Source organism: Curtobacterium sp. ME-Dv--P-122a, assembly GCF_030209645.1.
GTDB classification, from domain to species: domain Bacteria; phylum Actinomycetota; class Actinomycetes; order Actinomycetales; family Microbacteriaceae; genus Curtobacterium; species Curtobacterium flaccumfaciens.
The window spans coordinates 42337-63148 of the sequence record NZ_JARVRO010000004.1 but is presented as its reverse complement, the minus strand read 5'-3'; the positions used below and the strand labels follow the sequence as shown (position 1 = coordinate 63148).

Below are 20812 nucleotides of genomic sequence, written 5' to 3'. Positions count from 1 at the left end.
GCCGAGTGGTCACGACATGCCGCTCAGGTTCGTCGAGGCGGCACGAAGTGTCGCCTGCGCGCCCGCGAACCGACGCTTTCTGCACCCCCGGCGTGACGCACGTGGCGTGTCGCGCGACCAGGGCGAGGGGCGGGGCGGGCCGGCACCGGGCCTCCAGGCCGTCGGGTGACCGGAGCACGTCGCCGCCGAGTGGTCACGACATGCCGCTCAGGTTCGTCGAGGCGGCACGAAGTGTCGCCCGGGCGCCCATGAACCGACGCTTTCTGCGACCTCGACCGGCGTGAGCGGGCGTGTCGCAGACCGCTCCCGGAGCGTCAGCGCGCGTCGACCGTCACCGTGTGCCAGCCCGTCGCACCGTTGGGCGCCGGCGGCCGGTCCACGCTCGTCTGCACCTCGCCGTCCGCACCGGTCGCGCGCACCTCGATGCGGTGCGAGCCGGCGGTCGGCGTCCACCGCACCACCCACTGCCGCCAGGTGTCCGCGGAGACCGAGTCGGCGAGTTCGGCGCGCTGCCAGTCGCCGCCTCCGACGCGGACCTCGACGGCCTTCACGCCCTTGTGCGGCTGCCACGCGACCCCCGCGATCGCGACCGGCTTGCCCGCGGTCACGGTCGACCCGTTCCGCGGGGTGTCGATGCGGGACTCGAGCTTGACCGGGCCCCGCTCCGACCAGCCGCGCGGGGTCCAGTAGCCTTGCGCGTCGGCGAACCGGGTGACCTCGAGCTCGGTGACCCACTTCGTCGCCGAGACGTACCCGAACAGGCCCGGCACGACCATCCGCACCGGGAACCCGTGCTCGGTCGGCAGGGGTTCGCCGTTCATCCCGACCGCGAGGAGCGCCGCGGTGCCGTCGTCCTGCAGCACGTCGAGCGGGGTGCCGGCGGAGAACCCGTCGATGCTCCGTGAGAGCACCATGTCGGCGTCGCCCGTCGGACGGGCCCGGGCGAGGAGTTCGCGGATCGGGTAGCCCAGCCAGCGGGCCGTGCCGATGAGGTCACCGCCGACCTCGTTCGACACGCAGCTCAGGGTGGCCACGTGCTCCTCGAGCGGCAGCGCGAGCAGCTCGTCCCACGTCAGTGTGATCTCGTTCTCGACCGCGCCGTGGATGCGAAGCGACCAGTCGGCGGGATCGACCTGCGGCACGCGCAGGGCCGTGTCGATCCGGTAGAAGTCGGCGTTCGGCGTGATGTACGGGGTGATGCCGTCGACGTCGAGCGACGCACCCGCGGGGACCGCCGGCGCAGCGGTCGCCGCGGCGGGCAGCCGGATGGCCCGCCGGGCAGCAGCGGCCGCCTGCATCGCGGACGACCCCAGCCTGGAGGCGGTGCCCACCACGATCGCGACGGTCGCCGTCGCGACGCCCCAGACCAGGAACGTCCGGCGCTCCGTCGACGCGGGTCGCGGTGCCGCCGTCGGCACGGTCGCCGCGGCCTCCCACCGACGCAGCCGCTGGAGCAGCAGGCGCAGGACGACCACCGCTGCCGCGATGCCGAGGACCGTCGGGGCGCCGTCGAGCGTCCCGCTGCCCGAGCGGGTGCTGACGGCCAGCAGCGCCAGCACGCCACCGGCGGCGAACACGAGGGCACCGAAGGGTGGGCGCACACGTTCGAGGACGCCGGCACCGGCGCTGATCGCGATGACGATCACCGTCATGAGCACGAACAGGGCGACCTTGTCCCCGGTGCCGAACACGGAGACCATGAAGTCCTTCGCACCCGGGGGAGCGAGGTCGATGACGGCGGACCCGACGGCGACCAGGGGGCTGCCCGCTCCGCCGAGCAGCAGGGCGCCGAACTCGGCGACACCGAGGAACGCGGCGGCGGCCACGACGCCGACGATCGCGGCGATCAGCGTCCAACGTCGGGTCGAAGGGGCATCGGGCCCGCCCGGGCCGTCCGACGGACCCGCCGTCGGTTGGCCGATGGGTTCGTCCGTCGTCTCGGTGGTCACCGCCCGAGCGTAGGTCGCCCGGCCGCTCGTGGGCTGTGTGTGCGCTTCCCCGCGCGTTCATCGGGTTCGGCCAGCAGGTGGCGCGCGGCTCGTGGGAGGATCGGACCGTGCTGCAGCGTCCGGATGGTGTCCCGCGGTCCGGTCGTGCCCGCGGTGCACGGCGGACACCGATGTCTCCGGCACGTCGACTCGCCACCCTGCGCTGGGTCATCGTCGCCGTCTGGCTGGTCCTCCTGATCACCCGGATCGTCGTCGTCTCGACGGCACCGGGCGTCGACCTCTCCTGGTACGGGATCGTCGAGTTCGGCGCGATCGCGCTCGGCGTCGTGGTCATCGTGGTCGCCGTCGTGCGGACCGCGGCGGCACGGCGGCGGCAGGCGGACGAGGCCCTCGCGCTCGCCATCCGGCGGATCGACCCGACGGTGTGGCTCGTCCCGGCAGCGCCGACACCGGAACTCCGCGGCATCGTCGACGAAGTCCGCCCGGACACCCACCTCGGGTCGCGCGTGACCTGGGCCTTCGGTGCGACCGAGGCCTCCCTGTGGGAACTCGACGAACGGCGGGCGACCCGGCTGCTCGTGATCCGGTGGAGTCGCGTCGTGCACGTCGGCCTCGAAGACGTGGCGGACGGCTTCGACGGCTCGGACAGCTCGGACGGCTCGGGGCAACCCGGTGGCTCGCCGCGACCTAGTGCTACCGGTGGTGCTCGCCGCGCGTGTGCGGTGGCGATCCACCACGTGCGACCGGACGACACCCCCGCCGTGGCGACGTTCTTCGTCCGGACCGCCCCGGGTTCGCGTCGGCTGCTCGGGCGCGGTCCACGGCTGGACCGGCTCGTCGCCGACCTGGCGCGGGAACGCATCGTCGCCTGACGCGACGGAGGGCCCCGGTCAGCGAGGCCCTCCTTGCCGAACCCGCACCGACCTCCGTGGCCGGCAACGGGGCAGCAGCGGCAGCGGGCGCGGTCGTCAGTGCGTGGACGGCTCCTGCTCGACCTCGCGGCGGTCGTCGTCGGACCACAGCGTGTGGAAGGTGCCGTCCTTGTCGATGCGCTGGTAGGTGTGTGCGCCGAAGAAGTCGCGCTGGCCCTGGATCAGCGACGCGGGCAGACGGTCGGACGCGAGCGAGTCGAAGTACGACAGCGCGGACGAGAAGCCCGGCGCGGGAACGCCCGACGCGGCCGCGATGCCGACGATGCGGCGCCAGGCGGCTTCGCCCTCGGCGACCGCGTTCGCGAAGTACGGGTCGACCAGCAGCGACTCGAGCTTCGGGTTCTCGGCGTACGCCTCGACGATGCGGTTCAGGAACTGGGCCCGGATGATGCAGCCACCCCGCCAGATCTTCGCGACGTTGCCGAGGTCGATGTCCCAGCCGTACTCCTTCGCCCCGGCGATGATGAGGTCGAAGCCCTGTGCGTACGCGACGACCTTCGAGGCGTAGAGCGCCGCACGGACGTCGTCGGCGAAGGTGTCCGGCACCTCGGCGATCTGCGGACGGTTCTTGACCGACTGCTGCACGGCGGCACGCTGCGTCGGCTTCGACGAGACGGCGCGGGCGAACACGGCTTCGCCGATGCCCGAGACGGGGATGCCCAGGCCCACGGCGTTCTGCACGGTCCAGACGCCGGTGCCCTTCGAGCCGGCCGCGTCACGGATGACGTCGACGAGCGGCTTGCCGGTGTCGGCGTCGCGCTGCTTGAGGACCTCGCCGGTGATCTCGATCAGGTAGGACTCGAGGTCGCCCTTGTTCCACTCGTCGAAGACCTGCACCAGGTCCTCCACCGAGAGTCCGCCGACGCGACGGAGCAGGTCGTACGACTCGGCGATGAGCTGCATGTCGGCGTACTCGATGCCGTTGTGCACCATCTTGACGAAGTGCCCGGCGCCGTCGGTACCGATGTGGGTCACGCACGGTTCACCTTCGGCCACCGCGGCGATCGACTTCAGGATCGGCCCGAGCGTTTCCCAGGCCTCCTTCGAGCCACCGGGCATGATCGACGGACCCTTGAGGGCGCCCTCTTCGCCGCCGGAGATGCCGGTGCCGACGAAGTTCAGGCCCTTCTCGCGCAGGTCGTGCTCACGTCGGATGGTGTCGTGGAAGTTCGCGTTGCCGCCGTCGACGATGATGTCGCCCGGTTCGAACCGTTCGGCGAGCTGCCCGATCACGGCGTCGGTGCCCTTGCCTGCCTGGACCATGATGATGGCGGTCCGGGGCTTCGACAGCGAGGCGACGAACCCGTCGATGTCCTCGGACGCGATGAACCCGGCGTCGCCGTGCTCCTGGAGCAGCTCCTCGGTGCGGGCGTAGGTGCGGTTGTAGACCGCCACCGTGTTGCCTTCGCGCGATGCGAGGTTGCGGGCGAGGTTCGAGCCCATCACTGCGAGTCCGACGACTCCGATGTTCGCCTGACCGTTGTTGTCTGCCACGAGGGCCTCCTTTGTCCTGACGTTGGCGCCCAACCTACGACCGGTGGTCTGGGATCGCACAGGTGTTGCGGGAACTGGGGACCAGAGTTCACCGGATCAATACTGTGGAGGGATGAGCGAGCTCGCTGTCCACCCGCCCGTCCTCGTGATGGGGGTCTCCGGCTCCGGCAAGTCCACCATCGGCCAGGCGCTCACCGACGCACTGGTCGCGCAGGGCGAACCGTGCGTCTTCGTCGACGCCGACGACCTGCACCCGGTCGCCAACAAGGAGAAGATGCGGCAGGGGATCCCGCTCACCGACGAGGACCGCTGGCCGTGGCTCGACGCCTGCGCCGAGCGGATCGCCGCGGTCGAATCGGACGGCTCCCGGTGCGTGATGGCGAACTCGGCGCTCAAGCGTGCCTACCGGGACCGGCTGCGCGAGTCCGCGCCGAGTCTCGTCATCGCCTTCCTCGACGGGTCGCGCGACCTGATCGCCGAACGGCAGTCCCACCGCCAGCACGAGTACATGCCGACGACACTGCTCGACTCGCAGTTCGCGACCCTCGAGCGGCCGCAGCCCGACGAGGCCGCCGTCGCGGTGTCGATCGACGGATCGGTCGACGACACCGTGCGGGAGATCCTCGCCGCGCTCGCGGTCACCACCGACTGACGAAGTTCCACGACCTGCGACGGATCCCGGCAGCTCCTCCACAGGGCGCAGCGCGGCCGTCGTCATCCCCAACCGATCTCCGGACCTGTCTGCTTCGAGGGTGACGCTCGTACCGTCGCTCCATGACCACGATCACTGCCGCCCGTTCAGATACCACTTTTGATACCATCCACCCCATGGCCATGACCCTCCGACTCGACGACGCCGAGGCAGCGGCGTTGCGCAAGCGTGCTGATCTCGAGGAGCGCTCGATGCAGGACGTCGCCCGCGCCGCCATCCGCGAGTACGTCGAGCAGCACAGCCGCAGCGATCTGATCGACGGCATCCTCGACCGAGAACTCCCGCGCTACGCCGAGGCGCTCGAACGACTCGGCAAGTGATCCACCTCACGACCGACGAGGCGTTGCACGTCGCTCGTCGGACCCTGGGGGCTGACTACGCGATCCGCGACGTCGGGCTGCTCGAGGCGGCGGTCGCGCGACCCGCCGCGTCGGTGGGGGGGAACGACGCCTACCCGACGCTGGTCGAGAAGGCGGCGGCGCTCGTCCACTCCGCCGTCCGGAACCACGCCCTGGTCGACGGCAACAAGCGCCTCGGGCTGATGCTGCTCGTGGTCTTCCTCGGCGTGAACGGCGTCCGGCTCCACGCCTCGAACGATCAGGCGTACGACTTCATCGTCGCGATCGCTGAGGGAGAACTCGATGCTGTGCCGGAGATCGCTGCTGCTCTGACCTCGATGGTCTCGGACGCCTGACCGGCCGCTGGAACGGACAGCGGTCAGCGATCAGCGGCGCACCGCACTGATCGCCCCGTGCGGCCGGTGCCCCGGGGCCGTGCGGGTGTGGACGTCCACGACGTCGAACCCCGCTCCGTCCAGCAGCGCCGCCAGGGACGCGGCCGGCCAGCGGTAGGCGGTGACGACGGCGTGGTCGAAGGCCTCGACCGCGGCGCCCTCGAAGAACCCGAGCAGCAGCCCACCGCCGGGGGTGAGCACCCGACGGAACTCGTCGAGTGGCCCACCGATCCGCGACGGTTCGTGGTGGATCACCGAGTACCAGGCCAGGACCCCGTCGACGCTGCCGTCCGCGAGCGGGAGCGCGTCGAGCGATCCGACCCGGAAGTCGACCGAGGCGCCGTGCGTCCGTCGTGCGTGCTCGACGAACTCCGGCACCGCGTCGATGCCGCTGACACGGTGCCCCTGCCGTGCGAGGTGCGCCGTCCAGTGACCGGGGCCGCACCCGACGTCGACCAGGGGACCGCTGCGACCGGCTGCCCAGGCCTCGACGACGGCTCGGTCGTCGGGGTGGACGGCGTCCATCGACCCGAGCAGCGTCGCGTACTCGTCAGCTCGAGCGCTGTACGCCGCCGTCACCCGCTCCGTCATGCGCCCGACCGTACCGCCGCACCGCCGCGGCGCCGAACCGTGCGAGGTTGCGTGTTCCGTGCGACCCGGCAACCCTCGCACCAGGCACGGAACCTCGCACCACGCGGCACCACCCCCGCCGCCAGCGTCAGAGCTTGAACGTCGCCTTCGGGATGTCGGACACGATGCGCCGGGCGGTGCGGACCGCGTCCTCCTCCGAGACCTGGTGCGTGACCACGAGCGACGCCAGGTACGCCGCGTCCGCCCGCCGCGCCATGTCGTGCCGCGCGGGGATGGAGCAGTACGCACGGGTGTCGTCGATGAACCCGGAGGTCTTGGCGAACGACGCGGAGTCGGTGACGGCCGACCGGTAGCGCCCGATGGCCGCCGGGGTGTCGATGAACCACCACGGTGCGCCCGCGTACACGGCGGGGTAGAAGCCCGCCAGCGGCCCGATCTCGCGCGAGAAGACGGTCTCGTCGACGGTGAAGAGCACGAGGTGGAACCCGGGAGCGGTGCCGAAGGACTCGAGGAGCGGCCGGAGCGGCTCGGTGAAGGACCCGACGGCCGGCAGGTCGTGCCCGGTGTCCGGCCCGAAGCGCTCGAGCGTCGGGGTGTGGTGGTTCCGGATCACCCCGGGGTGCAGCTGCATGACGAGGCCGTCCTCGACGCTCATCTCCGCCCAGCGGTAGAGCATGTCGTGCCGGTACGCCGTCGCCTCGGCCTCGGTGACCGACGACGCATCGCGCAGCGCCGCGGCGTGGATGCGTTCCCGCTCGCTCGACGGCAGGGGAGCGGAGCCCGCGTCGAGCACCCCGGTGTCCGTGGCGGTCGCACCGTGCTCGATGAAGTAGTGGCGACGTGCGCGGAGAGCCGCCAACAGCCCTGCGTGGGTGCCCGTGTCGATGCCGGCGGCCTCGCCGATCGACGCGACCACGGGCCTCCAGTCCGACCGCGTCGGGTCGAACACGGCGTCCGCGCGGAACGTGGGGAGCACCCGGCCGGTGAAGCCGGGGTCCGCCGCGAGCTGCGCGTGAGCAGCGAGGTCGTCCGCCGGGCCGTCCGTGGTGGCGAGGACCTCGATGCCGAAGGCGTCGAAGAGCGCGCGTGGCCGGAAGGCGGGGGACGCCAGCAGGCCGGCGATGTGGTCGTACTGGTCGTCCGCGTTGGCGGCGGACGGCGCCTGGTCGAGCCCGAACACGTCGTGCAGTTCCGTCTCGAACCAGTAGCGCACGGGGGTTCCGAGGAAGTCGTCCCAGTGCTCCGCCAGCTGCCGCCAGATGGCACGGCCTGGCGGCGTCGGCTCAGCGGCATCGCGCCAGCGATGCGCCGACGCCGCTGGGCGAGCCTGCGAGCCCGGGCGGGGCCCCGACAGGTCCGCGCGTCCCAGCGCGGCCAGGTCCACCCCGTTCGCGTGCAGCAGGCGGAGCACGTAGTGGTCGGGCGTGATGAGCAGCGACGCGGGGTCGCTGAACGGCTGGTCCGAGGCGATCAGCGCTGCATCGACGTGCCCGTGCGGCGAGATGATCGGGGCGTCCTTGACCGCCTCGTACACGGTGCGTGCCACGGCTCGCGCTCCGGGGTCGGCGGGGAACAGCCGGTCGGGGTGCGGTGCGAGCCGGGTGGGGGTGCTGGTGCGGGTCATCATCGACTCCTTCGAGGGCGGCGGGTTCGGGTGGTGCGAGTGTGGGGCGGCGGGATTTTCGGATCAGGCGGTGCCGGCGTCGGTGCCGGCGCGCGGTGCCGGCCCGGTCGACTCGCGCACGGTCAGGTGGGTGGGCAGGGCGACGGCACCGGACATGTGCTCCCCGGGGAGTTCGTCGGCGGGCAGCGCGCCGAGCCGTCCGAGCAGCATCCGGATCGCGACCCGGCCGGCCCGTTCGATCGGCGAGGTCATCGTGGTGAGCGGCGGGTTGCAGAAGTCGGCGCCGAAGATGTCGTCGCACCCGACGATGCTCATGTCCTCGGGGACGCGGACCCCGCGCTCCCGCAGTCGGGCGAGCATCCCGATGGCGATCAGGTCGTTGAAGGCGATGCACGCGGTCGCGCCGGCGTGCACGGCGGCGTCGGCGGCCGCGGCGCCGGAGTCGACGAAGGGAGCGTGCGGTCCGACCCGGGCGACGCGGATCCCCAGGCGCTTGGCGACCTGCACGAGCGCGCGCCACCGACGTTCGTTCGACCACGAGCTGTCCGGCCCGGCGACGTACAGGATCTCCCGGTGTCCCAGCGACACCAGGTGCTGCACCGCCTGCTCCACCCCGCCGGGGGTGTCGATGAGCACCGATGGCACGCCGGTGGGCCGACGGTTCACCACGACCAGGGGGATCCGCTCGGCGAACCGTGCGATCTGCGCGTCGGACAGGCGTGACGCCGTGAGCACGACCCCGTCGGCCTTCGCCCCCACGGCGGTGAGTGCGGCCATCTCGGCGTCGGCGGACTCCTCGGTGTCGACGAGCAGCTGCGTCCAGCCGGCCCCGGCGAGCTGGTGTTGCGTGCCGCGGATGACGTCGAAGTAGAACGGGTTCGTGATGTCGGACACGAGCACGGCGACGGCGCGGGTGCGACCGGAGGTCAGCGCCCGGGCCTGCGAGTTGGCGACGTAACCGAGCTCGCGGGCCGCTCGCTGGATGCGCTCCTGGGTGACGGGGTTGACCCGGTCGGGCAGGGACAGCGCGCGGGAGACGGTGGACGCGGCGACCCCGGTGGCGTCGGCGATGTCGCGGATGGTGACGCGACGCGCGGCACCAGCGGCGGTGCCGGCAGCGCGAGCACCAACGGCGGCGCCCGCGCCAGCGGCGACGGCGCCACCAGCACCGCCAGCGGCACCGCCCGTGCGCCCGCCGCCGCCCGTCGAGAGGTCCTTCACGAGGCCGAACGTATTCGCGTCTGGCAACAAGTGGCAACCGGTTGCCGCATGTTGCCATCGGCGGAACAGTGGTGCCACCGAGCAGCGCCGCTCGGAGGAGGTCTCGAGGAGGAAACCCCCGTGAAGACGCGAAGACTGCAAGTCCGCACCCTCGTCGGTGCCGTCGCCGTGGTCGCCCTCGCCGCACTGTCCCTGCAGGGATGCGCTGTGGTGAACGGCAGCGGCGACGACCCGAACACCCTCCGCGTGATGATGGGCGCGGACACCACCTACCCCAAGGAACGCAAGCAGTGGCAGCGGGAGACCGCCGCCGAGTTCAAGCGCACGACTGGTGCGGACATCCAGTGGGAGACCTACTCGTCCGCGCAGGAGGAACTGACCGCGATCCAGACGAGCGTCATCTCCGGCCAGGGCCCCGACGTCTACGCGATCGGCACCACCTTCACCCCGACCGCGTACGCCACCGGTGCCTTCGTCGAGATGGGCGCGAAGGAGTGGGACGCGATCGGCGGCAAGGACCAGTTCGACCCCGCCTCGTTCGGCATCTCCGGTCCGAGTCCGTCGAAGCAGATCGGGATCCCGTTCGCCAGCCGTCCGTTCGTGATGGCGGTGAACAAGGACCTGCTCGCCAAGGCGGGGATCACCGACATGCCCACGACGTGGGACGAGCTGACTGCCGATGCGAAGGCCACCACGGGTGACGGACGCCACGGCATGGCGATCGCCTACGCCGACGGCTTCGACCCCTGGAAGTTCGTGTGGGGGATGGCCCAGAACGCCGGCAACACGATCGTCGACGGCTCGAAGGCCGAGATCGACAGCAAGGCCGTCGAGAACGCCTACCGCACCTACTTCGACTGGGTCACGAAGGACGGCGTCGTCGACCCGGCCGCGATCGGTTGGAACAACGCCCAGGCCCTCGCGCAGTTCACCGAGGGCAAGGCCGCGTTCTTCCCGATGACGACCACCACTGCCATCAACTCCTTCACGGGCACCAAGGTCGACGGCAAGTACGAGTTCGCCCTGCTCCCCACCGTCCCGCCGGGTGCGACCGAGCGGCCGTCCGACGGCATCGAGGCCGCCAGCATCCTGTCCGGCGACAACTGGGTCGTCGCCGACTACGGCACCAAGCAGGAGCTGTCGTTCGCGTTCGTCAAGCAGCTCAGCGCACCGAAGGCCCAGCTCGAGTACTACGACCTGTTCGGCAACCTGCCGACGAACGCCTCGGCCGCCGCCGACCTGGCAGCCGACAACCCGCAGCTCAAGCCGATCATCGACGCCGGCCGCCTGTCCAAGCCGACCGCGTTCACCGGCGCCTGGTCCGACATCCAGCTCGCCCTGGTCGACGTGGTCGTGCAGTCGATCCCGTCGCTGAAGTCCGGCGAGGTCACCGACGACCAGCTCCGCAAGCGACTGCAGGACGCCCAGAAGGACGCCCAGGCCACCCTCGACCGTCAGAAGAACGGAGGTCTGTGATGACCAGCACGCAGACCAGGCCCCGCACCGACGCGGCGCCGCCCCGGCCGGTCCGCCCGGCCGGCAAGACGCCCCTCTACAAACGCGAGCGCCCGCTGTGGATGCTCCTGCCCGGCGGCGTCCTCATGCTCGCCGTCATCGTGGTGCCGCTCCTGGTGGGCTTCTGGATCGCGATGCTCGACCTCGACCAGTACACGCTCCGCCAGTGGTTCAGCGCTCCGTTCGTCGGGTTCGCGAACTTCACCGAGGCGTTCACGAACTCGCCGCTGCTGCACTCCATCTGGATCTCGGTGTCGCTGTCGGTGCTCGTCACGGCGGTGAACGTGCCGATCGGGGTCGCCGCCGCGGTCTCGACGCAGAACCGGTTCTCCGGTCGCGGGCTCGTCCGATCGATCTACCTGATCCCGTACGTGCTCCCGGCATTCGTCGTCGGCACGTTCTTCCGCACGATGCTCCAGCCGCAGGGGGTCGTGAACTCGATCCTGCACACCGACGTGCTGTGGCTGAACGGCTCGGCGTCGTACTGGGCGCTCGCCGGCGTGATGATCTGGACGAGCTGGCCCTTCGTCTACCTGCTGTCCCTGGCCGGGCTGCAGGCCGTGGACAACGAGGTGCACGAGGCCGCCGCGCTCGACGGGGTGACCTGGTGGGCGAAGCTGCGGTACATCATCTTCCCGTACCTGCGCGGACCCCTCAGCCTCGCGGTGATCATCTCGATCCTGCACAACATCAACAACTTCACGCTGCCGTTCGTGCTGTTCGGCATCCCGCTGCCGTCCAGCGTCGAGGTGATGCCCGTCCTGACGTACATCGCGAGCTTCCAGTCGTTCCGCTTCGGCCTGTCCGCGGCGATGGCGATCTGCTCGCTCGTGATCGTCGCGATCCCGCTGTTCGTCTACCTGCGGGCGGTCAAGCTCGACACCGGCGACGACGCCGGCCCCAACCGGAAGCAGCGTCGCGCCGACCGCGCCACGCTCGCCGCCGCCCCGACCGCCGCCGACATCGACGGAGCACGCGCATGACCACCCCGAGCACGTCCTTCAGTACCCGCACCCGCCCCACCGCGACGCTCACCGAGAGCATCACGACCGGCAGCGGCGGCCGACGGAGCAAGCGTCCCTACGACACCGACGTCACCCGGCTGCTGCCGCGCTGGCTGCTCGTCACCGTCATCGCGGTGATCATCGCGTTCATCGCCGTCCCGGTGCTCTACATCCTGTTCGGCTCGGTCAACTCCGACGTCGCGGTCGCCCGCGGCGAGTACTTCCCGTCGGAGTTCACCCTGTCGAACTACGTCGAGATCTGGTCCACCGTCGCCCTCGGCGAGGGACTGGTGAACTCGATGCTCACCGCCGGTGCCGTCGCCGTCGCGAGTGCCGCGCTCGCCGTGTCCACGGCCTACGTGCTCGTCCGGTTCCGGTTCCTCGGGCGGCTGACGATCCTGCGTGGGCTCCTCGCCCTGCAGTCGATCCCCGGCACGCTCCTGCTCCTGCCGGTCTTCGTGGTGTTCTCGAACATCGCCAGCGCCACCGGCGTGCAGATCATCGGCACCCGCTGGGGCCTGTTCGTCACCTACCTGACCTTCGCCCTGCCGTTCTCGACGTGGGTGATGGTCACCTACCTGCGCGGCCTGCCGAAGGAACTCGAGGAAGCGGCGCGCATCGACGGCGCCAGCTCGACGAAGATCCTGACGAAGATCGTGCTCCCGCTGTCGTGGCCCGGCATCGTCGTGTCCGCGATCTTCGCTTTCCTGCTCGGCTGGAACGACGTCCTGTTCTCCACGATCATGACGACCCCGAACACCCGGACGGTCGCCGTGGTCCTGCAGGTGCTCGGCACCACCCAGGAGGGCGGCGCCGTCCCGATCTACGGCCAGATGATGGCCGCCTCGATCGTCTGCGCCGTCCCCGTCGTCGCCCTGTACCTGATCTTCCAGCGCTACCTGGTCGGCGGGCTCACCGCCGGTTCCGTCAAGTAGGCCGCAACCCAGAACCGGACTGGAGGCCCGTGGCGGCCCCGCCACGCGCCTCCCGTCCGAACGAAAGGACACCATGACCGACCAGCCCAGTTGGGAACTCTCCGGTTTCGGCGACGAGATCGACGCCGACCCGGTCGTCCAGGTCGCGGTCCTCCAGGCGCTCGGCGCGAGCGCCATCGAGGTCCGCAGCGCCTGGGGCGTCAACGTCGTCGACCTCGACGAGGACCAGCTCGCCGGACTCCACCGGCTGCTCGACGAGCGCGGGCAGACCGTGTCCGCGATCGCCTCGCCGATCGGCAAGGTGCCCGTCGACGAACCCGTCGAGCACGAGGTGTCTCGGCTCACCCGTGCGATCCGTGCCGCGCACGCCCTCGGTACGACGAACATCCGGATCTTCTCGTTCTACTTCGAGGGCCGCAGCCCCGAGGACGTCCGCGACGACGTCCTCGTCCGGATGCGGGCGCTGGCCGACCTCGCCGAGCGTGAGGGCGTGACCCTGCTGCACGAGAACGAGAAGGACATCTACGGCGACGTCCCCGCGCGGGTGCTCGACATCGTCGAGAGCGTCGGTTCGCCGGCGTTCCGCCTGGCCTGGGACAACGCGAACTACGTGCAGTGCGGCGTCCGGCCCTTCACCGACGGCTGGGAGAAGCTCGCCCCGTACGTCGACTACCTGCAGGTCAAGGACGCCCTCGCCGCCGACTCGTCGGTGGTCCCCGCGGGCGAGGGTGACGGCGAACTGCTCCAGACCCTCACCGCGCTCCGCGACGCCGGCTACTCCGCGTACGCCTCGCTCGAACCGCACCTCAGCGACTTCACCTCCCTCGGCGGGTTCTCCGGCCCCGCGGCCTTCGGTCGTGCCGGCCGGGCCTTCCGCACCCTCACCGACCAGATCGGAGTCACCCTGCGATGACCACCCCACTGAAGTTGGCAGTCGTCGGCGCCGGCGTCATCGGCCGCCACCACGCCACCGTCGCCGTCCACCACCCCGACCTGCAGGTCGTCGCCCTCGTCGACGCCGTGCCCGAAGCCGCCACGAGCGCCGCGGACGCGGTACAGGAGCTGGGGGCCGCCCGCCCGATCACCACCTCCACCATCGAGGAGGCGATCGACCAGACCGACATCGACGTCGTCGCGATCTGCTCGCCGTCCGGCATGCACGTGCAGCTCGCCGAGGCCGCCCTGGCCGCCGGCAAGCACGTCGTCATCGAGAAGCCGCTCGACACCACGATGCCCCGGGCACGGCAGATCGCGGCACTCGCCGCAGCCGCGCGTGACCGCGGGCTCGTCACGAGCGTCATCAGTCAGCACCGCTTCGACCCGGCGTCGGCAGCCGTCGCCCGGGCCGCGCACGACGGCGGGTTCGGCACCGTGACCTCGGGGCTCGCGAGCGTCGCGTGGTACCGGTCGCAGGGGTACTACGACTCCGGTGACTGGCGCGGCACCTGGGCGCTCGACGGCGGCGGCGCGGTGATGAACCAGGGCGTGCACACCGTCGACCTGCTCGTCTGGGCGCTCGGTCGTCCGGTCGAGATCTCGGCCCAGACCGGGCTCCTCGCGCACGACCGCATCGAGGTCGAGGACACCGCCGTCGCCACCGTCCGGTTCGCCGGCGGGGCGCTCGGGGTCGTCCACTGCACGACCGCCGCGTACCCGGGGCTCTCCGCCCGGTACGCCGTGTACGGCACGCACGGCTCCGCCATCGTCGACGACGACCGGCTCGCGTACTTCCACATCGCCCCGGACACCGCCACGCTCGAGTCCGCCGCGACCACGTCGAACGCCACCGCGGTCGCCGGTGCGGTCGACCAGAAGGACCAGGTCGTCCCGCCCGAGCACGTCGTCGGCGGCCCGGCCGAACCCGACCACTTCGCCGCGGGCCACGCTCGGCAGTACACGGACATCGTCGACGCGATCCGGCAGGGCCGCGAACCGGGTGTCACCGTCGACGCGGCCCTCGTGTCGCTCGCCACCGTCCGCGGGCTCTACGTCAGCGCGACGCTCGGGCACCCCGTGCGCATCGACGACGTGATCGAGGGGAAGTACGACGACGTGGTGCCCGTCGTCGGCACACCCGCCACCGCCACCGCGACCGAAGGAGCCACCCGATGAAGTTCTCCGTGTTCACCGCCTCGACCCCCGACTGGACCCCGTCCGAAGCCGCCGAGACCCTGGCGGCGCAGGGCTGGGACGGCATCGAGTGGCGCATCGTCGACGACCGCCCGGCCGACGGCGTCGAGGTCCCCGCCGAGCGGTCGTTCTGGGCGGGCAACAACTCGACCTGGCAGTACACGGGCATCCGCGACCGGGTCGGCGAGATCGCCCGGGTCACCGACGCCGCCGGGCTCGAGTACTCGGGCATCGGTGGCTACCAGCCGGCCGCCGACCACGACGGTGTCGAGACGATGCTGCGCGTGACCAGCGAACTCGGTGCCCGGCAGGTCCGCGTCACGATGCCGCACTACCGTGGCGAGAAGGAACGCACCGGCGAGACCTACCCGCAGCTCTTCGACCGCACCCGCACCGACCTCGAGTGGGTCGCTTCGCGTGCGTCGAAGCTCGGCGTGAAAGCACTCGTCGAGCTGCACCACATGACGATCACGCCGTCGGCCTCCGCAGCACTGCGACTGATCGACGGTCTCGACCCCGCACACGTCGGCGTCATCCACGACCTCGGCAACCTCGTGATCGAGGGGTACGAAGACCACCTCGGCGCGTTCGAACTGCTCGGGCCGTACCTGGCGCACGCCCACGTGAAGAACGCCCGCTGGATCGACACCGGCGACACCCGGGCCGACGGCAGTTCGATCTGGCAGCACGAGTGGGCACCCCTGCGCACCGGCCAGGCGTCGGTGTCCGAGTACCTCGACGCGCTCCGCCAGGTCGGGTACGACGGGTGGGTCACCATCGAGGACTTCTCCACCGACCTCCCGCTCGAGGCCCGCACCGCCGACAACCTGGCGTACCTCCGCTCCCTCGTACCGGTGTCGGCATGACCGATCGGCGCCCGGGCATCGTCCACCTGGGGGTGGGGGCCTTTGCTCGTGCCCACATCGCCTGGTACACCGCCCACACCACGGGGGAGCCGTGGGGCATCACCGCCTTCACCGGCCGCTCGCCCGCCGCCGCGGACGCGTTGGCCGCGCAGGACTGCCGGTACACGCTCGTCACCCGAGCCGCGTCCGGCGACGGAGCCGAGGTGGTCGACACGATCGTGGCCGCCCACCCGGGCAGCGACGACACGGTCTGGAGGCACGTGGTCGCGTCCCCGGAGACGACCATCGTCACGCTGACGGTCACCGAGCAGGGCTACCGGCCCGGTTCCGACGTGCCGGCGCGGCTGGTCGCGGGGCTCGACGCCCGCCGTGCCGCCGGGTCCGGGCGCATCGCGCTGGTCAGTCTCGACAACCTGACGCGCAACGGGGCGGTCCTGCGCGACGCCGTGCTCGACGCCGTCACCGACGACGCCCTGCACGACTGGATCGAGGCGAACGTCACGTTCCCGAGCTCGATGGTCGACCGGATCACCCCGGCCACCACCGACGACGACGTCGCGCGCCTGTCGGAACTGCCGGGTGCGCTCGCCGGAGACCGGGTCCCGGTCGTCACCGAGCCGTTCGCCGAGTGGGCGCTCGAGGACGCCTTCGACGGGATCGACCGCCCCGCGTGGGAGACCGCCGGGGTGCGCATCGTCGACGACGTCACGCCGTACGAGCAGCGGAAGCTCTGGCTGCTGAACGGCTCGCACTCGCTCCTCGCCTACCTGGGGTTGCAGCTCGGCCACGACACCGTGGCCGAGGCGATGGACGACCCGGTCTGCCGCACCGCCGTCGAGCAGCTCTGGGACGAGGCCGCGCTCGAGCTCCCGCTGCCCGAGGCCGAGGTCTCCGACGCGCGCGCGGCCCTGGTCGAGCGGTTCGCCAACCCGCGCATCCGGCACACGCTGCGGCAGATCGCGTCCGGCGGTTCGCAGAAGCTGCCCGTCCGTGTCGTCGACGTCGTGCGGCACCGGCTCGCCCGCGACCCCTCGGCCGGCATCGGCACCGGAGCGGCCACCGCCCTCGCCGCGTGGTGGTTGCACGTCACCGAGCAACCCGACCTGGTGGACGACCCCGGTGCCCCCGGGCCAGACTCGGACGTGCACGACGTCCTGGCCGTCGTCGCGCCCGAACTCGACACCACCCCCGTGGTCGCCGCCGTGACGGCGGCGGCCGACCGCATCCGCACCGCCGCGGCACGCGCCCGCGAACGCTCCAACGGAGGAGTCCACGCATGACCGACACGAACACCACGAACCCCGCGGCCCCGGTCCCCGGTGCTACCGACAGCGGGCCGGCCGAGACCACCGCCGGCCGTCCGGACACCTGGGTCTCGGCGGACCGCGGCCAGCTGATCGAGCGGGCCGAGGTCATCGTGACCAGCCCGAACCGGAACTTCGTGACGCTCAAGCTCACCACGGCCGACGGCGTCACCGGGCTCGGCGACGCCACCCTGAACGGCCGCGAGCTCGCGGTCTCCGCCTACCTGTCCGAGCACGTCGTCCCGCTGCTCGTCGGCCGTGACGCCAGCCGCATCGAGGACGCCTGGCAGTTCCTGTACCGGTCGTCGTACTGGCGCCGTGGTCCGGTCACGATGGCCGCGATCGCCGCCGTCGACATGGCCCTCTGGGACATCAAGGCGAAGGTCGCCGGGATGCCGCTGTACCAGCTGCTCGGCGGCGCATCGCGCACCGGGCTCATGGCGTACGGCCACGCCTCGGGCAAGGAGCTGCCCGAGCTGTTCGACTCCATCCGCGAACACCAGGAAGAGGGCTACCGCTCCATCCGCGTGCAGACCGGTGTCCCCGGCCTCGAGTCCATCTACGGCATCGCGTCGAACAGGACCACCGAGGGCAACGCCGGCGTCCGCTACGACTTCGAGCCCGCGCAGCGCGGTGCGTACCCCGCGATGGAGGACTGGGACACCCGCGCCTACCTGCGCCACGTGCCCACCGTGTTCGAGGCCGTCCGCAACGAGTTCGGCCCCGAACTGCCCCTGCTGCACGACGGTCACCACCGGATGACCCCGCTGCAGGCCGCCAAGCTCGGCAAGTCGCTCGAGCCGTACGACCTGTTCTGGCTCGAGGACTGCACCCCCGCCGAGAACCAGGAGGCCCTGAAGCTCGTCCGGCAGCACACCACGACGCCGCTGGCGATCGGCGAGGTCTTCAACACCATCTGGGACTTCAAGGACATCATCCGCGACCAGCTCATCGACTACGTCCGCGGTGCCGTCACCCACATGGGCGGCGTCACCCCGCTCAAGAAGACGATGGAGTACGCGGCGCTCTACCAGGTCAGGTCCGGGTTCCACGGACCGACCGACATCTCCCCGGTGGGCCTTGCCGCGCAGATGCACCTCGGGCTCGCGATCCACAACTTCGGCATCCAGGAGTACATGCAGCACGGACCGCAGACCAACCAGGTGTTCCACCAGACGTTCACGTTCACCGACGGCTACCTGCACCCGGGGAACGAGCCGGGCCTCGGGGTCAGCCTCGACGTCGACGAAGCCGGCAAGTACCCCTACGAGCAGGCGTACCTGCCGTTCAACCGCCTGGCCGACGGCACCGTCCACGACTGGTAGTCCGCGGCGCCGTGGAGGGCACAGTGGTGGCATGGAGTTCGCGGACGTCGCCAGGGAGCTGTTGCTCGTCGCGCCGCAGGACTTCGTCGCCGAGCGCACCGCACGGCAGCGCGCGGTGCGGAAGGACGACCGTGCCCTCGCCACGGCGGTCGGAAAGCTCCGGAAGCCCGCGCCGGCGGCCTGGGTGATCGACCTGCTCGCCCACGACGGTGCCCTCGACGACGCCGTCGACCTCGGACCGGCACTCCGCAAGGCCCAGGCCGACGCCGACCCCGACGCGATCCGGACCCTCCGTCGGCAGCGCGCCGAGGTCGTCGACGCCCTCGCACAGGCCGGTGCGGACCTGGCGTCCGACGCCGGACACCCTGTCACCCCGGCGGTGCTCGAGCAGGTCCGGTCGACGATCGAGGCGGCGATGGCGGACCCGCACGCCGGCGCGGCCGTCCGGTCGGGGCTGCTCGTGACGGCGCTCGAGAGCGTGGGGTTCGACGCGGTCGACCTCGATGGGGCGCTCGCGGATCCGGACGCGGTGCCCGATGCCTGGTCCGGCAGCGATGCCCCACCCATCCCCATCTCCCAGGCGAGGGGTGCGCGGAAGGCGAGCCGTGCCTCCAGGCCCGCGCAGCGCGACGCCCCGGAGTCGGAGCCGGACGCCGAACCCGAATCGAAGCGCGACCCGGCCGCCGACCGGAAGGCCGCGCGCCAGGCCGAGACCGCAGCGCGCACGGAGTCCCGCGACGCCGACGCAGCACTCGACACCGCCGAGGCCGATCTCGAACAGGCGGAGGAGCGCCGCGCGGAGCTCCAGCGTGCCCTCGAGCAGGCCGAGGCCGAGATCACCCGGCTCGAGGCAGCCCGCGACGAGGCCGAGGCAGCGAGCGACCGGGCGCGCGACGTCCTCCACGCCGCGCAGGAGCACCGTCGGCAGGTCGGCCGCTGAGCGTCGTCGCAGCCGGAGCGGGCAGATCACGGGACGACACGCCCGGACGGCCCTGCTAGACTCAGTCCCTGACTTCGGCGAGGGCTGCGTACGCGCGGCCGTGATCGACGCGGTGGGATACCCGGCAAGACCCTGGGATCGTTCCTCACGCGTGCACGCGTTCGAGTTGCAACACCACAGACCCCCACGATGCCGGCACCCCGGCGTCGTCCCCGACACCAGGAGGCACCATGGCCGACTACACCAAGCTCGCAGCGGAAGTCCGCACCAAGTTCGGCAAGGGCGCTGCTCGCAAGCTCCGCGCGGCCGACAAGATCCCAGCGGTCGTCTACGGCCACGGCACCGAGCCGAAGCACATCTCGCTGCCCGGTCACGAGACCATGCTGCTCGTCCGTACCGCCAACGCGGTCGTCGACCTCGACATCGAGGGTGCTGCGCAGCTCGCCCTCGTCAAGGACGTCCAGCGTGACCCGGTGCGCCAGATCATCGAGCACATCGACCTCGTGGTCCTCCGCCGCGGCGAGAAGGTCACGGTCGACGTGCCCGTCGTCATCGAGGGCGAGTCCTTCTCCGGCACCATCCACGTGCAGGACCTCAACACGATCTCGCTGCTCGTGCTCGCCACCGACATCCCGGAGCACGTCTCCGTGAACGTCGAGGGCCTCGAGGACGGCGTGCAGATCCACGCCGCGCAGCTCGAGCTCCCCGAGGGCGCCGAGCTCGAGACCGACCCCGAGGCGCTGGTCGTCGCGATCGTCACCCCGCGTGGCACCGCTGACGACGACGCTGCGGACGAGGCCTCGGCCGAGGCCGGTGCCGAGTCGGGTGCCGAGGGCGCCGCGGACTCCGAGTAACACCCCTTCGAAGACATCTGGTCGACGCTGTGACGGACAACATCCTCGTGGTGGTCGGGCTCGGGAACCCCGGGCCCGACTACGCGGGCAACCGCCACAACGTCGGCCAGATGGTCCTCGACGAACTCGCGTCCCGCATGGGAGCGACGTTCAAGAAGCACAAGACGCCGAACCAGGTCGCCGAGGGGCGCCTGGTGCCCGGCGGCACACGACTCGTGCTGGCGAAGCCCGGGTCGTTCATGAACACCTCGGGCGGACCGGTCTCCTCGGTGCTCGGGTTCTACAGCGCCACACCGGCCGACCTCGTCGTCGTGCACGACGAGCTCGACCTGCCGTTCGACACCGTCCGCCTCAAGGGCAGCGGGGGTCACGGCGGGCACAACGGGCTGCGCGACATCATCAAGGCCACCGGGACGAACGAGTTCATGCGCGTCCGGGTCGGCATCGGGCGTCCGCCCGGTCGGCAGGACCCGGCCGACTACGTGCTGCGTGACTTCTCCGCAGCCGAGAAGAAGACGCTGCCGATCCTGCTGGCCGACGCGGCCGACGCGGTCGAGGCGATCGCCGAGGTCGGGCTCCTCGCCGCACAGCAGCGCGTGCACGCTCCGTCCTGAGCGCTCCGTGCCGGGCGTCGGCGCTGTTCGCCCGTCGCGCACGTCGCGGCCGGTGTCGGTGGCGGCCGG

Annotated in this window: 20 protein-coding genes; 15 read left to right on the top strand and 5 right to left on the bottom strand. The window is 71.3% G+C overall.

Translation table 11 applies throughout. The features are described from left to right. Positions 1-314: 314 nt before the first annotated feature. Complete coding sequence (locus tag QRN49_RS03700) at positions 315-1949, bottom strand: molybdopterin-dependent oxidoreductase (protein ID WP_284753979.1); 1635 nt, start codon at positions 1947-1949, stop codon at positions 315-317. Between the two features lie 107 nt (positions 1950-2056). Between QRN49_RS03700 and QRN49_RS03695 the strand changes: the two genes are divergently transcribed. Further along, the gene (locus tag QRN49_RS03695; RefSeq protein ID WP_284753978.1) at positions 2057-2821 is read left to right on the top strand and encodes a hypothetical protein; all 765 of its coding nucleotides are present in this window, start codon (positions 2057-2059) and stop codon (positions 2819-2821) included. A gap of 96 nt (positions 2822-2917) precedes the next feature. Here the strand turns inward: QRN49_RS03695 and gnd are convergent, their stop codons facing one another. Beyond that, the gene (gene gnd, locus QRN49_RS03690) at positions 2918-4375 is read right to left on the bottom strand and encodes an NADP-dependent phosphogluconate dehydrogenase (protein ID WP_027464472.1); all 1458 of its coding nucleotides are present in this window, start codon (positions 4373-4375) and stop codon (positions 2918-2920) included. Between the two features lie 112 nt (positions 4376-4487). Between gnd and QRN49_RS03685 the strand changes: the two genes are divergently transcribed. The 3 genes from QRN49_RS03685 to QRN49_RS03675 all read left to right on the top strand — a co-directional run bounded on the left by QRN49_RS03685 (position 4488) and on the right by QRN49_RS03675 (position 5781). Beyond that, complete coding sequence (locus tag QRN49_RS03685) at positions 4488-5027, top strand: gluconokinase (protein WP_284753977.1); 540 nt, start codon at positions 4488-4490, stop codon at positions 5025-5027. A 122-nt stretch (positions 5028-5149) separates the two neighbouring features. Then, positions 5150-5407: a ribbon-helix-helix protein, CopG family gene (locus tag QRN49_RS03680; protein WP_245166107.1), complete on the top strand. Its 258-nt coding sequence runs from the start codon at positions 5150-5152 to the stop codon at positions 5405-5407. Next, positions 5404-5781 (top strand): type II toxin-antitoxin system death-on-curing family toxin, encoded by a 378-nt coding sequence (locus tag QRN49_RS03675; RefSeq protein WP_259491845.1) that lies wholly within the window; start codon positions 5404-5406, stop codon positions 5779-5781. Before QRN49_RS03680 ends, QRN49_RS03675 begins: the two co-directional genes overlap by 4 nt. Positions 5782-5811: 30 nt before the next feature. Here the strand turns inward: QRN49_RS03675 and QRN49_RS03670 are convergent, their stop codons facing one another. From QRN49_RS03670 to QRN49_RS03660, 3 genes are all read right to left on the bottom strand, one after another. Further along, positions 5812-6411, bottom strand: coding sequence for a class I SAM-dependent methyltransferase (locus tag QRN49_RS03670; RefSeq protein WP_284753976.1), 600 nt, complete (start codon positions 6409-6411; stop codon positions 5812-5814). 127 nt (positions 6412-6538) lie between these two features. Further along, a complete protein-coding gene (uxaC, locus tag QRN49_RS03665) occupies positions 6539-8035 on the bottom strand; it encodes a glucuronate isomerase (protein ID WP_284753975.1) in 1497 nt (498 codons plus the stop codon). 63 nt (positions 8036-8098) lie between these two features. Next, entirely contained in the window at positions 8099-9256 is a 1158-nt protein-coding gene (locus tag QRN49_RS03660; protein ID WP_284753974.1) for a LacI family DNA-binding transcriptional regulator, read from the bottom strand. A gap of 120 nt (positions 9257-9376) precedes the next feature. Here QRN49_RS03660 and QRN49_RS03655 point away from each other — a divergent pair, with 120 nt between their 5' ends. The 11 genes from QRN49_RS03655 to pth all read left to right on the top strand — a co-directional run bounded on the left by QRN49_RS03655 (position 9377) and on the right by pth (position 20743). Continuing rightward, positions 9377-10732 (top strand): ABC transporter substrate-binding protein, encoded by a 1356-nt coding sequence (locus tag QRN49_RS03655; RefSeq protein ID WP_284753973.1) that lies wholly within the window; start codon positions 9377-9379, stop codon positions 10730-10732. After that, entirely contained in the window at positions 10732-11754 is a 1023-nt protein-coding gene (locus QRN49_RS03650) for a carbohydrate ABC transporter permease (RefSeq protein WP_284753972.1), read from the top strand. The genes QRN49_RS03655 and QRN49_RS03650 overlap by 1 nt, the downstream gene beginning before the upstream one ends. Then, positions 11751-12710, top strand: a complete 960-nt coding sequence (locus QRN49_RS03645; RefSeq protein WP_206647628.1) for a carbohydrate ABC transporter permease — start codon at positions 11751-11753, stop codon at positions 12708-12710. Before QRN49_RS03650 ends, QRN49_RS03645 begins: the two co-directional genes overlap by 4 nt. A 73-nt stretch (positions 12711-12783) precedes the next feature. Next, positions 12784-13623 carry a sugar phosphate isomerase/epimerase family protein gene (locus tag QRN49_RS03640; RefSeq protein ID WP_284753971.1) on the top strand — a complete coding sequence of 280 codons (840 nt, stop codon included), beginning with the start codon at positions 12784-12786 and terminating at the stop codon, positions 13621-13623. Then, positions 13620-14822, top strand: coding sequence for a Gfo/Idh/MocA family oxidoreductase (locus QRN49_RS03635; RefSeq protein WP_284753970.1), 1203 nt, complete (start codon positions 13620-13622; stop codon positions 14820-14822). The genes QRN49_RS03640 and QRN49_RS03635 overlap by 4 nt, the downstream gene beginning before the upstream one ends. Then, on the top strand, positions 14819-15706 hold the full coding sequence (locus QRN49_RS03630; RefSeq protein ID WP_284753969.1) for a sugar phosphate isomerase/epimerase family protein: 888 nt from the start codon (positions 14819-14821) through the stop codon (positions 15704-15706). The genes QRN49_RS03635 and QRN49_RS03630 overlap by 4 nt, the downstream gene beginning before the upstream one ends. Continuing rightward, on the top strand, positions 15703-16986 hold the full coding sequence (locus QRN49_RS03625) for a mannitol dehydrogenase family protein (RefSeq protein ID WP_284753968.1): 1284 nt from the start codon (positions 15703-15705) through the stop codon (positions 16984-16986). The genes QRN49_RS03630 and QRN49_RS03625 overlap by 4 nt, the downstream gene beginning before the upstream one ends. After that, a complete protein-coding gene (manD, locus tag QRN49_RS03620) occupies positions 16983-18335 on the top strand; it encodes a D-mannonate dehydratase ManD (protein ID WP_284753967.1) in 1353 nt (450 codons plus the stop codon). Before QRN49_RS03625 ends, manD begins: the two co-directional genes overlap by 4 nt. Positions 18336-18366: 31 nt before the next feature. Then, a complete protein-coding gene (locus QRN49_RS03615) occupies positions 18367-19275 on the top strand; it encodes a hypothetical protein (RefSeq protein WP_284753966.1) in 909 nt (302 codons plus the stop codon). 230 nt (positions 19276-19505) lie between these two features. Further along, positions 19506-20129, top strand: a complete 624-nt coding sequence (locus QRN49_RS03610) for a 50S ribosomal protein L25/general stress protein Ctc (protein WP_071405234.1) — start codon at positions 19506-19508, stop codon at positions 20127-20129. A gap of 29 nt (positions 20130-20158) precedes the next feature. Continuing rightward, the gene (pth, locus tag QRN49_RS03605; RefSeq protein ID WP_017886754.1) at positions 20159-20743 is read left to right on the top strand and encodes an aminoacyl-tRNA hydrolase; all 585 of its coding nucleotides are present in this window, start codon (positions 20159-20161) and stop codon (positions 20741-20743) included. Positions 20744-20812: the final 69 nt, after the last annotated feature.

Coding starts and splice junctions, on each gene's coding strand:
- QRN49_RS03685 (WP_284753977.1), top strand. CDS start 4,488: ATGAGCGAGCTCGCTGTCCACCCGCCCGTCCTCGTGATGGGGGTCTCC.
- QRN49_RS03680 (WP_245166107.1), top strand. CDS start 5,150: ATGACCACGATCACTGCCGCCCGTTCAGATACCACTTTTGATACCATC.
- QRN49_RS03670 (WP_284753976.1), bottom strand. CDS start 6,411: ATGACGGAGCGGGTGACGGCGGCGTACAGCGCTCGAGCTGACGAGTAC.
- uxaC (WP_284753975.1), bottom strand. CDS start 8,035: ATGACCCGCACCAGCACCCCCACCCGGCTCGCACCGCACCCCGACCGG.
- QRN49_RS03650 (WP_284753972.1), top strand. CDS start 10,732: ATGACCAGCACGCAGACCAGGCCCCGCACCGACGCGGCGCCGCCCCGG.
- QRN49_RS03645 (WP_206647628.1), top strand. CDS start 11,751: ATGACCACCCCGAGCACGTCCTTCAGTACCCGCACCCGCCCCACCGCG.
- QRN49_RS03640 (WP_284753971.1), top strand. CDS start 12,784: ATGACCGACCAGCCCAGTTGGGAACTCTCCGGTTTCGGCGACGAGATC.
- QRN49_RS03635 (WP_284753970.1), top strand. CDS start 13,620: ATGACCACCCCACTGAAGTTGGCAGTCGTCGGCGCCGGCGTCATCGGC.
- QRN49_RS03630 (WP_284753969.1), top strand. CDS start 14,819: ATGAAGTTCTCCGTGTTCACCGCCTCGACCCCCGACTGGACCCCGTCC.
- QRN49_RS03625 (WP_284753968.1), top strand. CDS start 15,703: ATGACCGATCGGCGCCCGGGCATCGTCCACCTGGGGGTGGGGGCCTTT.
- manD (WP_284753967.1), top strand. CDS start 16,983: ATGACCGACACGAACACCACGAACCCCGCGGCCCCGGTCCCCGGTGCT.
- QRN49_RS03615 (WP_284753966.1), top strand. CDS start 18,367: ATGGAGTTCGCGGACGTCGCCAGGGAGCTGTTGCTCGTCGCGCCGCAG.
- QRN49_RS03610 (WP_071405234.1), top strand. CDS start 19,506: ATGGCCGACTACACCAAGCTCGCAGCGGAAGTCCGCACCAAGTTCGGC.